The 13,736-nt window shown below is 34.9% G+C and carries 13 protein-coding genes and 2 pseudogenes; 8 read left to right on the top strand and 7 right to left on the bottom strand.

Translation table 11 applies throughout. From position 1 onward, the window contains the following. Position 1 precedes the first annotated feature (1 nt). The 4 genes from priA to nadC all read right to left on the bottom strand — a co-directional run bounded on the left by priA (position 2) and on the right by nadC (position 4,852). Positions 2-2,482, bottom strand: a complete 2,481-nt coding sequence (gene priA / locus EKL98_RS11080) for a replication restart helicase PriA (protein ID WP_126562413.1) — start codon at positions 2,480-2,482, stop codon at positions 2-4. A 77-nt stretch (positions 2,483-2,559) separates the two neighbouring features. After that, positions 2,560-2,988 (bottom strand): DUF2147 domain-containing protein, encoded by a 429-nt coding sequence (locus EKL98_RS11085; RefSeq protein WP_126553617.1) that lies wholly within the window; start codon positions 2,986-2,988, stop codon positions 2,560-2,562. Between the two features lie 101 nt (positions 2,989-3,089). Beyond that, positions 3,090-3,998, bottom strand: coding sequence for a YihY/virulence factor BrkB family protein (locus tag EKL98_RS11090; RefSeq protein ID WP_126462949.1), 909 nt, complete (start codon positions 3,996-3,998; stop codon positions 3,090-3,092). Then, positions 3,995-4,852: a carboxylating nicotinate-nucleotide diphosphorylase gene (nadC, locus tag EKL98_RS11095; protein WP_126562415.1), complete on the bottom strand. Its 858-nt coding sequence runs from the start codon at positions 4,850-4,852 to the stop codon at positions 3,995-3,997. Before nadC ends, EKL98_RS11090 begins: the two co-directional genes overlap by 4 nt. A gap of 284 nt (positions 4,853-5,136) precedes the next feature. Between nadC and EKL98_RS11100 the strand changes: the two genes are divergently transcribed. The 3 genes and pseudogenes from EKL98_RS11100 to rlmH all read left to right on the top strand — a co-directional run bounded on the left by EKL98_RS11100 (position 5,137) and on the right by rlmH (position 6,787). Further along, positions 5,137-5,571 (top strand): hypothetical protein, encoded by a 435-nt coding sequence (locus tag EKL98_RS11100; RefSeq protein WP_126553613.1) that lies wholly within the window; start codon positions 5,137-5,139, stop codon positions 5,569-5,571. A gap of 204 nt (positions 5,572-5,775) precedes the next feature. Further along, positions 5,776-6,102, top strand: a pseudogene (locus EKL98_RS18575) (CIA30 family protein). A gap of 211 nt (positions 6,103-6,313) precedes the next feature. Further along, entirely contained in the window at positions 6,314-6,787 is a 474-nt protein-coding gene (rlmH, locus tag EKL98_RS11110; protein WP_126462955.1) for a 23S rRNA (pseudouridine(1915)-N(3))-methyltransferase RlmH, read from the top strand. Between the two features lie 463 nt (positions 6,788-7,250). Here the strand turns inward: rlmH and EKL98_RS18075 are convergent, their stop codons facing one another. Beyond that, complete coding sequence (locus EKL98_RS18075; RefSeq protein WP_233589320.1) at positions 7,251-7,439, bottom strand: hypothetical protein; 189 nt, start codon at positions 7,437-7,439, stop codon at positions 7,251-7,253. Between the two features lie 2 nt (positions 7,440-7,441). Next, positions 7,442-8,266: a dihydropteroate synthase gene (gene folP, locus EKL98_RS11120; RefSeq protein ID WP_126562418.1), complete on the bottom strand. Its 825-nt coding sequence runs from the start codon at positions 8,264-8,266 to the stop codon at positions 7,442-7,444. Between the two features lie 109 nt (positions 8,267-8,375). Here folP and EKL98_RS11125 point away from each other — a divergent pair, with 109 nt between their 5' ends. From EKL98_RS11125 to tpiA, 5 genes and pseudogenes are all read left to right on the top strand, one after another. After that, positions 8,376-8,921: a DUF1599 domain-containing protein gene (locus tag EKL98_RS11125; protein ID WP_126562421.1), complete on the top strand. Its 546-nt coding sequence runs from the start codon at positions 8,376-8,378 to the stop codon at positions 8,919-8,921. 104 nt (positions 8,922-9,025) lie between these two features. Then, positions 9,026-10,126: a BT_3928 family protein gene (locus tag EKL98_RS11130; RefSeq protein WP_126562423.1), complete on the top strand. Its 1,101-nt coding sequence runs from the start codon at positions 9,026-9,028 to the stop codon at positions 10,124-10,126. Positions 10,127-10,198: 72 nt separating this feature from the next. Then, positions 10,199-10,821 (top strand): annotated as a pseudogene (locus EKL98_RS11135) (ABC transporter permease); the annotation flags it as partial. A gap of 263 nt (positions 10,822-11,084) precedes the next feature. After that, entirely contained in the window at positions 11,085-11,579 is a 495-nt protein-coding gene (locus EKL98_RS11140) for a TlpA family protein disulfide reductase (RefSeq protein ID WP_126562426.1), read from the top strand. Between the two features lie 87 nt (positions 11,580-11,666). Then, on the top strand, positions 11,667-12,419 hold the full coding sequence (gene tpiA / locus EKL98_RS11145) for a triose-phosphate isomerase (protein ID WP_126462964.1): 753 nt from the start codon (positions 11,667-11,669) through the stop codon (positions 12,417-12,419). 51 nt (positions 12,420-12,470) lie between these two features. Here the strand turns inward: tpiA and EKL98_RS11150 are convergent, their stop codons facing one another. Then, complete coding sequence (locus EKL98_RS11150) at positions 12,471-13,694, bottom strand: porin (protein ID WP_126562428.1); 1,224 nt, start codon at positions 13,692-13,694, stop codon at positions 12,471-12,473. Positions 13,695-13,736: the final 42 nt, after the last annotated feature.

The raw sequence follows: 13,736 nt of genomic DNA on the forward strand, positions 1-13,736 counted from the left end.
ATCAATAAAAATCTACATTTGAAGTTACTTTTATAGCTCTGAACTGAGCAACAGCCTCAAAACTATTTAGCATTTTCTGAATCGTTTTTTTTGTGTTCCCAATAGACACATTTTGAGGTATTTTGATAATAATCATACGAATGTATTCGTTTCTAATCCTGCTGATAGCTGGTTCTTCCGGACCCAATACTGGCATATTTAAGTTTTGACTTATCACTTGATACAGCCACATAGCACCTTCCTTTAACTTATCAAAATCACGTTGTTTTAGCGTTAGTTTTATAAGCCTGAAATACGGTGGATATTTATAAATTTGTCGGTCATACAATTGTTCGTTATACATTCCAAAATAATCGTTCTTAGTCACTTGTTGTATTGTATTGTGATTGGGATTGTAGGTTTGTATGATCACTTTCCCTTGTTTTTGAGAACGTCCTGCTCTACCGGCAACTTGAGTCATCATCTGAAAACTTCTCTCAAAAGCTCTAAAATCAGGATGATATAACATATTATCCGCATTCATTATTCCTACTAAACTCACGTTGTCAAAATCCAACCCTTTGGCCAGCATTTGGGTTCCTACTAATATGTCCATTTCTCTGTTCTTAAAACTATCAATGATTTTTTCGAAACCAAATTTTCCTCGGGTCGTATCCTGATCCATTCTCCCTATTTTTGAATTTGGAAAAATAGACAGTAATTCTTGTTCAATTTGTTCGGTTCCAAAGCCTTTTGTAGTCAAATCAACACTAGAACATTCGTGACAATGTGTAGGTTTAGCCATGGTGTATCCACAATAATGACAACGCAACTGGTTTTTATGCTTGTGATAAGTCAAACTTACGTCGCACTGTTGGCATTGAGGTACATGACCGCAAGTGATACATTCAATTACAGGAGAATATCCTCTGCGGTTTTGAAACAAAATCACTTGCTCTCCTAAAGACAACGCGTTTGTAATTTCTTCAATTAAAACGTCACTAAAATGTCCTGTCATTTTTTTTCGAAAGTATTTGTCTTTCAAATCCACCAATTCAATATTGGGCATCCTGACATTCCCGAAACGTTCCGAAATTTCGACCAGACCAAATTTATCTGATTTGGCATTAAAATACGTTTCTATACTTGGCGTAGCCGAACCCAAAAGCACTTTTGCCTTGTGCGAATGTGCTAAAACTATAGCCGCATCCCGGGCGTGATACCGCGGAGCCGGATCTGCCTGCTTGAAGGTTTGCTCGTGTTCTTCATCTACAATTATGAACCCTAAATTATGAAAAGGCAAAAACAAAGCGGACCTCGCTCCAATTACCACTTGCGCTTTCTCAGAATTTTGCAAAACTTGATTCCACACCTCAATCCGTTCATTATTGTTATATTTCGAATGAAAAACCGCTACTTTATTTCCAAAATAACTTCTTAATCGACCTACTAATTGAGTCGTCAAGGCAATTTCAGGCAGTAAATACAGGATTTGTTTTCCCGTTGCCAAATATTCTTCGATGAGTTTGATGTAAATTTCCGTTTTTCCACTGGATGTTACTCCGTGTAATAAACAGACTTCTTTTAGAATAAAACGATCTTTAATTTCTTCGAAAGCAGCTTGTTGCGCCTGACTCAACTGTAATTCTTCATCACGAATTTTTCCGTTGAAATGTACTCTGTCTTCCTGCAAAAAATAATCTTCGAATATTTCTTTCTCGATTAAAGCTTTAACAATTGCCGAAGAAGAATTAGCTTGCTCAACTAATTTTTTTACGGTAATGGGTTTAGCTCCGTTCCTTTCAGCCTCGCCTTGGGACTTTTGCGTTGCGCTCAATTGAAAATAGTGCATTACGATTTCCTTTTGTTTGTTGGCATTTTTCAGCGTCTCAAGTAATTCGCTTAAGCCTTGATTGGATTCGTATTTAGGGTGCAGCCGCACGTAGCGAACTAATTTAGGTTTGTAGCTTTCCTGTATTTCTTCCTGAAGCACCAAGATGTTCTTATCAACTAGTTTTTGAATAACAGGAAAGATATTTTTCTTGTTTAAAATAGCAATAATATCTTGAATTTTTAGCGAATTCTGCTGTTGCAAAGCTTCGTAAACCAGGAACTCATCATCCGAAAGAAGATTGGTATCCACAAATAAATTCGTTTTTTGAGAAATCAGGGTTTCGCTTTCCAGCAAAAGAGCACTTGGCATGGCACCACGATACACATCTCCAATGGCACACATATAATAGGAAGCGATCCACTGCCAATGTGCAATCTGGATTTCAGTTACGATGGGCTTTTCATCCAGAATTTGATGGATTTCCTTCGCATCATACAACTCTGGTTTGTTTTGATGAGTTTCAATAACTAAAGCCGTAAAAATTTTACTTTTCCCAAAAGGAACAGCTACCCGCATTCCTTTTTTGATGTATAAAAACTCCGTTTCGGAAACGCTATACGTGAATGTTTTAGCTAAGGAAAGAGGTAAAATTACTTCTGCAAAATACATTTATTATCAATTATGAGTTATCAATTTGAGTGATGTGTTGAATTTTTACTTTGAACCCATAACTCCTAATTTCACACTTATTTTACTCTGTTCCAAGTTTGTGTTCTTCCAAATAAGGCCACACCAATATATCCTCGAACGTTCAGTTTATCAGTACCATTCAAAACCAAAGAACATTTGTAGAGCTTCCCCGTAGTTGGATCCAAAATTTTTCCTGAATTGTATTCTTTACCATCTTTAGTAAGGCCTTTGATAATCACAAGCCCCATAATAGGCTTATTTTTTTCATCACCGGAACATGCTGTACATACACTTTTTTTCTTTTCGGTATCTAATATGTCAACGATTTTTCCGTAAATTTTACCGGAACGTTCGTAGATTTCGACTATTGATTTGGCTTTGCCTGTTTCGTCATCAATGGTTTTCCATTTTCCGATAACGCTATGCGTTTGTCCATAAAAGGCCATCGAAATAAATAATACCAGAATTGTAATTGTATTTTTCATCTTTTTCTTTTTAGAGCCCTGATAGCCTTGAAAATCCTGTCATGGCAAGAAACGAATAGCAGGAAATAACCCTTGATTTTGAGACTATTTTGGTTTAAAAATTATATTTTTTTTGCTTTCAGTTTATTTACTGTGGCATTCAATTCAAAACCCAACAGTAATATCATGCAGTTGATCCAAATATAAAACATCAAAACCAATAATGTTCCTATTGAGCCATATAATTCATTGTATTGTGAAAATTTTGTGACCCAAATTCCAAAACCGTATGAATCCAGCAGAATCAATATTGTTGTAAATACAGAGCCAATAGAGATAAAAGCTCTGTTTTTATAATACTTAGTTCCAAACTTAAAAAGTATAGAAGTAGTAGCTAAAATCATCAAAATCACGAATGCATAGCGTCCTAAAATAATTAGTTGCAGCTGATCGCTAAATACTGTTTTCTGTATAAATACCTCAAAAACAACAATTATTGCAACCGTTACAATTAAAAGTAAAGACAGCAATAATGACATTCCTAATGCGACTAAATACTGACGGATAAACCCTCGTTTGATCAGGACGTGTCTGGAAGATTCAAAACCTCCCAGAATTCCATTTAATCCATTTGCCATTAATAAAATGGAGAGCAAAAACCCATAGGAAACTAATCCTGAATGGCTGTTATTAAGAATATCATTGATGATTTTATAAATAGCATCATAGGTATTGGGCGGAACTCCATCCTTTACAAATTGAAGAAAATCATTCTGAAAACCTTCAATAGGTATGTAAGGAATAAGATTTAAGATGAACAGCGCAAAAGGAAATAAGGCCATGAAAAAACTAAATGCAATTGCACTGGCATGATAGGTTACCGCACTCTCCACAATCCCAAGTCCGTAAAGTTCTAACAAATCGTATAAGGACAAGCCTTCTAGCCAAGGAAGCTTGATCTTTTTTAGCACATGAACCAGATTGCGAATTATCGGGATTTTTTCGAGCTTAACCTCTATCTCTTTACTCATATTGCTTTTAAACTCAAATCCATGTTGTAAACGGAATGCGTCAAGGAACCTGACGAAATATAATCTACTCCACATTCTGCATACTTGCGAATGGTATTTTCATTTATATTTCCGGAAGATTCAGTCCGGCATTTATCCCCAATCAAAGCTACTGCTTTTATCGTATCCTCATAATTAAAATTATCAATCAAAATCCGGGATATTCCTTCACTTTCGAGAATTTCTTTTATTTCGGCTAAATTTCTGGCTTCGACAATGATTTTAAGATCCAGATTATTTTCCTTGAGGTAGGCTTTGGTTTTGGCAATGGCCAAGGTAATTCCGCCCGCAAAATCATTATGATTGTCCTTGAGCATTATCATATCATACAAAGCATACCGGTGGTTTTCACCGCCACCAATTTTGACTGCCCATTTCTCACAGGCCCTGAATCCCGGTGTTGTTTTGCGGGTATCGAGAATTTTTGTATTTAGCCCTGTTACTAAACGAACGTATTCTTTGGTTTTAGTTGCTATAGCTGACATTCTTTGCATTGAATTCAAAACTACACGTTCTGATTTTAAAATAGATTGTGAACTTCCCGAAACATGAAAAACAACATCTCCCTTTTTTACTGAAGTTCCGTCCTTAATAAAAGTCTCTATTTGTAAATTAGGGTCTACATACTCAAAAATCATTTTGGCAAAAGCCACGCCTGCAATAATACCGTCTTCTTTTACCAATAATTTTGCTTTTCCTGTGGCCGATGCCGGAATACAAGCCAAAGAGCTATAATCTCCAGGGCCCACATCCTCCCTAATGGCGTTTTGTATTAGTATTTGTAACTCGTTATTGAATTGTGCTTCGCTAATCATTTTATAGAAAATTTATGGAATGCTAAAGTAGCATATATTTTGTGGATTTGAAAATTTGAGAGTTGGCTTCTTTGGATAAAGAAACAAATGAATCTATTTTATCAAGAAAAAACTAGACATATTAAAGATCTAATTGTAGAAAACAACACAGTTACCATACGCAATTACAGCTTTACACATTGACTTTAGGCGCTCTAGCTATTTAAACCCATAAATCAATTGTTTATTTAGGGCAGTACTATTTAAAATCCTATATTTGGATTTAGTAACTAAATCACTATTTTATGAAATCTTATTTTAGCCTGCTTTTTGTATCGTCACTACTTTTTATTTCTTGTAAAAAGGAAGTAGACATACAAAATACTACTCCGACAAATATCGTTCCTTTTACTGAAGTTGGCAGACAAATGCAGAACCAATCGCAAACTACCACTCAGCAACAACAAAATACGGATCCTACTGCTGTTGCCACTGGCGCAAATCCAGCTCATGGTCAACCTGGTCACCGATGTGATATAGCCGTTGGTGCTCCTTTGAACTCCCCGGCTGCTACAAATGCTTCTGCTACGCCACAACAAAACGCGCCTGTTCAGGCTAATACAGTCTCAACTGCAACAACGCAAGACCAGGGAACTCCTACGGCTGAAGGAATGAATCCGCCACACGGACAAACCAATCACCGCTGTGATATTGCTGTGGGTGCTCCGTTGCCTAAATAGGAATTTGAATGCTCCTCAAAAATAAAAAATGGGCGCAAATCCCCAAGTGTTTAGGCCCGTTTTAGTTTTTGAATCCTACCGCGTGATAGTAATTTGTTCAGCGAAAAGATGTTACAATACCAACCAACAATGACACCTGTACTAATTTTTGATTTTAATTTAAATAGCGATCTAAGCAATTGGAAAATTGTAAATGATGCTGTGATGGGAGGAATATCCAAAAGTACATCTTATTTAGAACTCAAATGGAAAGGGAACCTTTGAAGGTACTGTTTCATTAGAAAACAATGGCGGATTTTGTGCTGTGAAATATGTTTTTGAACCAATGTATCTAAAACCTGCTAAACATATTGCATCCACATTAAAGGAGACGGCAAACAATACCAATTTAGAGTGAAGATAAATCGTACAGACCCACATTCGTGTGTATTCCCTTTTCAAACTACCACTGATTGGCAAACAATTGAAATTCCATTCACCCAGTTGTATCCAGCTTTCAGAGGACGAAAATTAGATCAGCCTAATCATTGACGGTTCTAAATTAGAGGAAAATGCTTTCCTGATAGGCAATAAGAAAGAAGAGTCATTTCAATTGCTAATTGATCGCATTGAGGTAAAATAAATAGCATCTTAGCTTTCGTAATTTTATAAATTTAAAAATCAGATTATTAATTTCCATTAAAGAGAATGTAATTTAAAACTGCTAATTTTTCTATCTTTGCATCTCTGAAATCTAACAAAAATGAACATCAAATTGATTGCTATCGGTAAAACTGATAACAAAGCGCTACAATCCTTGATCGACGATTACACCAAGCGTTTGTCTTTTTACATTAAATTCGATTTAGATATTATTCCTGATATCAAGAACGTAAAAAACTTATCGGAAAGTCAACAAAAAGAGAAGGAAGGCGAATTAATTTTAGCAAAAATCACACCAACGGACCAACTTATTTTGTTGGATGAAAACGGGAAAAATTTTTCCAGCGTTGGCTTCTCAGAAGAATTACAAAAGAAAATGAATTCCGGAGTAAAGACTTTAGTTTTTGTTATTGGCGGTCCTTATGGGTTTTCGGATACGGTTTATGCTAAAGCACAAGGAAAAATATCGTTGTCTTTAATGACTTTTTCGCATCAGATGGTTCGGTTGTTCTTTATCGAACAATTGTATCGTGGATTCACGATCTTGAAAAACGAACCGTATCATCATCAGTAATTATTTCGTTTGAAGTGTTCTTTTTTTAAAGTTTAGTAAATAAATTCTTGATTACTTTTCATTTGTACTTTTAAACTTTCAATAAAAATTTTGTTTTGTATATAACTTCCAAAGCTTAAATTTTCATCAAACCTAAATAAAAAAGTAGTTGCAACGTCTTTGGGTAAAACAGTATTAATTAAATCTTGAAGCTTTTCTTTTTTGAAAACTTGATTCTCAATTAAAATCTCATTATTCTTATTGAAAATATGATGGTTCCAATTGGTTTTTCCAATTTATAAAACACATTGGTAAAAGGTATAAAAACTAAATTTTTTCCGATTGTATTAGCATAAGAATAATAATTTTCGGTCTTTTCATTCTTGTGTGCTTTTTCTTAGCGCTTCTTTTGTTGCAACCTCATAATATCCGGAATAGCAAGTCGTAACGGTTAACGTTTGTCTACATTGAGAATCCAATTGGTCTAAATAATACTGTTTTTACGGTTTACTTCAGCCAGCGTATCCAAGCCTTTTGTTCTAAAAAAAATATAGATTGGCGAAAGATCCTCTACAACTTTGACAATTGAAATATTTGATTTTGGCAATAAAACCGCTTCTTTATTTCCACAGGAAAAAAGAGTAAAAAGAACAATCAACATAAAATATTTCATCGTTATAAATTGATTTTATTGAATAATGTAACGCATTCCACAGCTTCTTTTACATCGTGAACACGAAGGATTTTTGCGTCTTTGGTCAATGCCAAAGTATTTAAAACTGTAGTTCCATTTAATGCATTTTCGATTGAAGTATCTAGGGTTTTATAAATCATGGATTTTCTGGAAACTCCTACAAGAAGTGGTAATTTCAAGATGTTAAACAAGTCCATTTTTTGAAAAACTTCATAATTTTGTGCTATTGTTTTGGCAAAGCCAAAGCCCGGATCAATAATTAAATCATTGATTCCAAAACTTCTGGCCATAGCTACTTTTTCAGAAAAATAGAACACCATTTCTTTTACAATATCATCGTAATCCGTAAGTGTTTGCATCGTTTGCGGATTGCCTCGCATGTGCATCATAATATACGGAACATTGTATTTTGCAATTATCTCCAGCATTTTGTCGTCTAGATTTCCGGCTGCAATATCATTGATGATAGCCGCACCACTTTCAATCGATGCTCTTGCTACTTCGCTTCTAAAGGTATCAATAGAGATTATTGTTTCTGGAAACTGCTTTAGAATCAAATCAATAACAGGAACAATTCTGGAAATTTCATCTTGTTCCGAAACGAATTCTGCATTTGGTTTGCTCGAATAAGTACCTACATCTATAAAAGTTGCGCCATCAAGCAGCATTTTTTCAGTATGAGAAAGGATTTCGGTTTCATTCTTATACTTTCCTCCATCAAAAAAAGAGTTGGGTGTCACATTCAAAATTCCCATTACTTTGGGAGTTGATAGATCAATGAGTATTCCTTTACAATTAATTGTCATTCTTTTTTAGTTTTAAAACTACTACTTTCAACATTATTTACCCTTCATTCTGCATTCAAAAAAATTATTCTTATTTTTGAAAAAATTTGAATACAAATATACACCAATAATGAAGAATACTTCAAAGGAATATGATGCTGTGATTGCGACTTGTCGGGCACTGTATATCAACAAAATGAAAGATTACGGATGTGCTTGGCGCATTTTGAGACTGCCTTCATTAACGGATCAAATCTATATTAAGGCCCAAAGAATCCGAAGTTTACAAGAAAATGAAATCCGCAAAATTGATGAAGATGAAACGGGTGAATTCATTGGGATCATCAATTATGCTCTCATGGCGTTGATTCAATTGGAATTAGGCGTTGCAGATCAGCCTGATTTAAGTGTGGAAAAGGCAACCAAATTATACGATGCCAAAATCAAACTAACCAAGGAATTAATGGAAGACAAAAATCATGATTACGGGGAAGCTTGGCGCGAAATGCGTGTAAGTTCACTAACAGATTTAATTTTGCAAAAACTACTTCGTGTCAAACAAATTGAAGACAACAAAGGAAAAACATTAGTTTCTGAAGGAATCGATGCTAATTATCAGGACATGATAAATTATTCGATTTTTGCCTTGATTCTAATGGGTTTTGGAAACAAATAATAAAAAGCAATAACTAAACATGAAATTGCCAAGGTTTTAAAATCACAAACTGTAATCCAGAATGGCGATACCATATTCCATTAAAACATAAATATTATCTTCATATGAAAAATATAATTACTCAATTTTCTAGAATTTTCGTGGGAATCCTATTCATAATCTCCGGATTAATCAAACTGAATGACCCTGTTGGTTTTTCTTATAAATTGGCGGAGTATTTCAGTGAACCCGTATTCAACATGCCCTTTTTTGTTCCGTTTGCACTGGGAATCTCCCTATTTTTAGTAATTCTTGAAGTGGTTTTGGGGATTATGTTACTCATTGGATACAAGACTAAAGTCACGGTTTGGAGTTTATTGGTTTTGATTGTAATGTTTACCTTCCTAACTTTTTATTCCGCTTATTTCAATGTAGTAAAAGATTGTGGCTGTTTTGGCGATGCGCTAAAACTAACACCATGGCAATCGTTTACAAAAGACATTGTGTTGTTGTTCTTTATTTTGGTGTTGTTCTTTAACAAAAAATTAATCCAACCCTTATTTAGAACTACCGTTCAAAACATAATTATTTATGCCAGTATCGTTTTATCAGCCTTTATGGGCGTTATCGTTTTAAACCATTTGCCATTAATAGATTTTAGACCATTCAAGGTAGGAAATAATATTCAACAAGGAATGCAAATCCCTGACGGCGCTGATAAATCAGTGGTAGAAATGGTGTTTATATACAAAGTGAATGGTGTAGACAAAGAATTTACCGAAAAAGACCTAATGTCGATTCCGGAAGGCGCCGTATTTGTAGACCGAAAAGACAAAGTCATCACAGAAGGATATGTTCCTCCTATTCATGACTTCACGATGGAAAAAGACGGTTCGGATTATAAAGATCAGTTCTTGCGAGAGCCAAAATTGATGTTGATTGTAGCCTATAATTTAGTGAATGCCGATAAAGCGGGAATGGGCAAAATGGAAAAACTGTATTTAGATGCAAAAACAAAAGGATACAAGGTAATTGGAATGACATCTTCCTTACCGGAAGAGATAGCTGCAGCAAAAAAACAATATGGATTGACATTTGACTTTTATTTTTGTGATGCCATCACATTAAAAACAATTGAAAGAGCCAATCCAAGTATTGTATTGCTCGAGAAAGGAACAATCACACAAAAACTTCATCATAACGACGTCAAAGACTTAAGATTATAAGAATAGGACGGTTCTGATTTACGGTATTGCAGAACTTTAACCGCTAATTATTTTTACCCATTAAAAGCATTTATGTTAAAATGTTTTCTTAGTAAAATTGGATCTGCACTGCTTACTCTTTTTGGAGTGTTTACAGTGATATTATTTTTGTTTACTGTTTTGCCTGGGGATCCTGCACGCATGATGCTGGATCAAAATGAAAATTCAGAACAACTGGCCATTGTAAAAAAGAAATATGGTTATGATAAACCTATTGCTACTCAATACTTGTATTATCTGAATGACCTGTTGCCTATTTCTTTGCACAGTGATACCCAATCCGATTATACTTTCTGAGCGAGGGAAAATACAATGCGGTACCCCTTTTTGGAATTGGTACAAATGAATTGGTTTTGAAAACCCCCTATTTAAGAGAAAGTTTTCAAAAAAGCGGAAAAAAAGTTTCTCAAATTATTGGACATACATTGCCAAGCACATCCGTATTAGCCATATTTGCCATAGGTATCGCTATTGTTTTTGGAATTGTTTTTGGTATTATTTCTGTCTTATACAAAGATACCTGGATCGATCGCCTAATTGCTTTAATCAGTACTTTAGGGATGAGCATTCCTTCCTTTTTCAGTGCAATCCTATTTGCCAGGCTCTTTGGATTTGTATTACAAAAATAAACGCAGTTTAATATGCCCGGAAGCCTATAAGAAGTACATAATTTCGGTGAAGGAAGTTATATTCAATGGATTTTGTATATGCATATTTAGATCCCAAAATAAGACTGGGATAATCACTGTATTTTGACAAGAAATAGCATTTCCAAAGTAACAACAGGTTTGATGTTGTCTAAATCTCATCAACTATAACGATATTGCTGAAGCATTTTTGAATTCCGCTTTCAAAATATGGTATTCTGCACAACTCAATCCAATTGTTTGTTTAACTTTGTTTAAAAAACAACTCTATAATGAAACAAATACTATTACTTCTAATATCTATTGTAACCTTTTCTTGCGCAAAAGAGGGAAAAACTGAATTTTCTAAAACGGCTTTGTCTGAAACTCTACTAGCCACTGACGGAAGTCAAGTTGCTTTTCAGGATATTTTAAAAAAACACAAAGGCAAAACCATAGTAATTGAAGTTTGGGCTTCTTGGTGTGGGGATTGTGTCAAAGCAATGCCAAAAATCAAAGAATTACAAGCGAACAATCCTGATGTTGCTTATTTATTTATTTCAATGGACAAAACTGCCGATAAATGGAAAGTTGGAATTGAAAAACACGAATTGAAAGGAGATCATTTCATGGCAAATGACCAAATGGGAGGTGTATTTGCAAAAGCCATTGACCTAGATTGGATTCCAAGATATATCATTGTGGACAAAACCGGAAAAATTGCTTTATACCGCGCTATTGAAACTGATTTTGACACGATTAACGAGACTTTAGAAAATTTAAAATAAAGCATTCAAACACCATTTGAGATGCAGTTCTTATCATTTGAAAAACTTCAAAAAAACGAAACCAAAAACTAAATATAACACGACAAAATGAGAAAGAAGATTGTTGCAGGAAACTGGAAAATGCATAAAAATGCAGAGCAAACAGAAGATTTATTAAATGAATTAATAGCGAAAATCCCTACAGATACTGCTGTGCAAATAATTGTAGCGCCAACATTTGTAAACCTGGCTTCTGCTGTAGATCATTTAGAATTTACCAATATAGATGTTGCTGCACAAAACGTTCATCAAGCAGAAAGCGGTGCTTTCACGGGTGAAATTTCGGCAGATATGTTAAAAAGTGTAGGTGTAGACATTGTCATTTTAGGACACTCCGAACGCAGAGCCATTTTTCAGGAAACAGATGCTTTAATTGCGAATAAAGTAAATACGGCTTTGGAACATGACATAAGAGTTATTTTTTGTTTTGGTGAAGAATTAAAAGACCGCCAATCAAAAAATCATTTTAATGTAGTTGAAAACCAATTGCGAGATGGTTTATTTCATATTGAGGCTAAAGACTGGGACAGTATCGTTTTAGCCTATGAGCCAGTTTGGGCAATAGGAACAGGAGAAACAGCTTCTCCGGAGCAAGCACAGGAAATGCATGAATTTATAAGAGAAACCGTTCGTAAAGCTTTTGGAAGCGATATTGCTGAAAACGTATCTATCCTATATGGAGGAAGCGTGAAACCGGATAATGCTAAAGAAATTTTCTCAAAACCAGATGTAGATGGAGGCCTCATTGGGGGTGCCGCACTAAAAGCTGATGATTTTGTAGCAATTGTAAAGGCTATCTAAATTTCAATTTTAAACGTCATAAAAAAGCGGTGATTCATTTTACCGTTTTTTTTATATTCCTATTTCAACCTGAAAACGCAGGTGCCAGTTGTTCTTTGTATTACCGTCAAAATAATGTAGGGTATCAAAAGTCAATTCCGTTTGCAATTTAAAAGTGTGTTCCCAAATATATTTCGTCAAACCAATGGTATACTGTTTTGTGTTTGGTGCTAAAAGCTTAATGTCCTCGCCCACTTTTTGAGTAGAATACCGTCCGATAATCTCATAATTTGATAACAAATTATAACTCAATTGATGATCAAATCCGTTACCAACGTAAGCAAAATTAGATTGTGAAATATCATCCGGATTTATTGTAACTGCATTTCTTGGAGTAATTCTGGACATATAACTTGACATAGCGGCCCATCCGTTGTATTTAATCAAAACATCAAGCATCACTGATTTCATAGTGCGAGCTTCAAATAAATCATTTCCTAATTGACCTTGGGTTCTTTTGGCATGATTATTTTGCTGAAAAGCACCCGAAAGCATTAATTTCGGCTTTTTTTCTCTTACAATATCCCCTTCAAAATAGGTTCCGTCTCTTGAAAATGCCCCAAACGGTAACAACTCTACCTTCCCTGTTAAGGCAACACCTTCATCTGTATTCCCCGTGATATTTCGACCTTCTCCTGTTGAAATAGCTGTTTTGAAATTATAGGAAAATTTATCCCGAAATTCATTCATATTGTGAACTTGAAAACCAAAATCCCTGTCAATTGTAAATCTGGCATTGTTAATCGATCGGTCCGTTAACTGTAATCCGCCTGAAGAATTCACACGTTGGCGATTTCCTGGTAATTTTGTTTGTCCAAAACTGATATTCCAGTGTCTATTAGGTCTGTAAAAAACAACTGCATCTCTGATAATATTTATGTTCTCACCTTCTCTAATTTCACCAACATCGCCCGGAGCAAATGACAATTGAACTGCATATAAAAATTTTGGATTTCCCACATATCCGTCAAATCGCAAACGTAATCTTCGGATTTGCCCGTCATATCCCCTTTTTTCATCTTCATTTTCAATATAAGTCACCCTATTTTGCATTCGGAACCGAATATTCAATTGGTATAAACTATCCGGAGAAGTGATTCCAATTCCTTTACCAAAACTATAGTACGGAAGCGCCGATAATCTTAAGTCATTATCTTGTTTGCTTTGCTTGATATTCACCTGCGCATTGCTGGAAATGCAACTTACAAAGATCCAAAATAAAATTATTTTTTTCATGGTGTACTACTGTGTTTTGGGTACAAATGTAAAATAAAATTT

The sequence above is a fragment of the Flavobacterium bomense genome, from assembly GCF_003970355.1.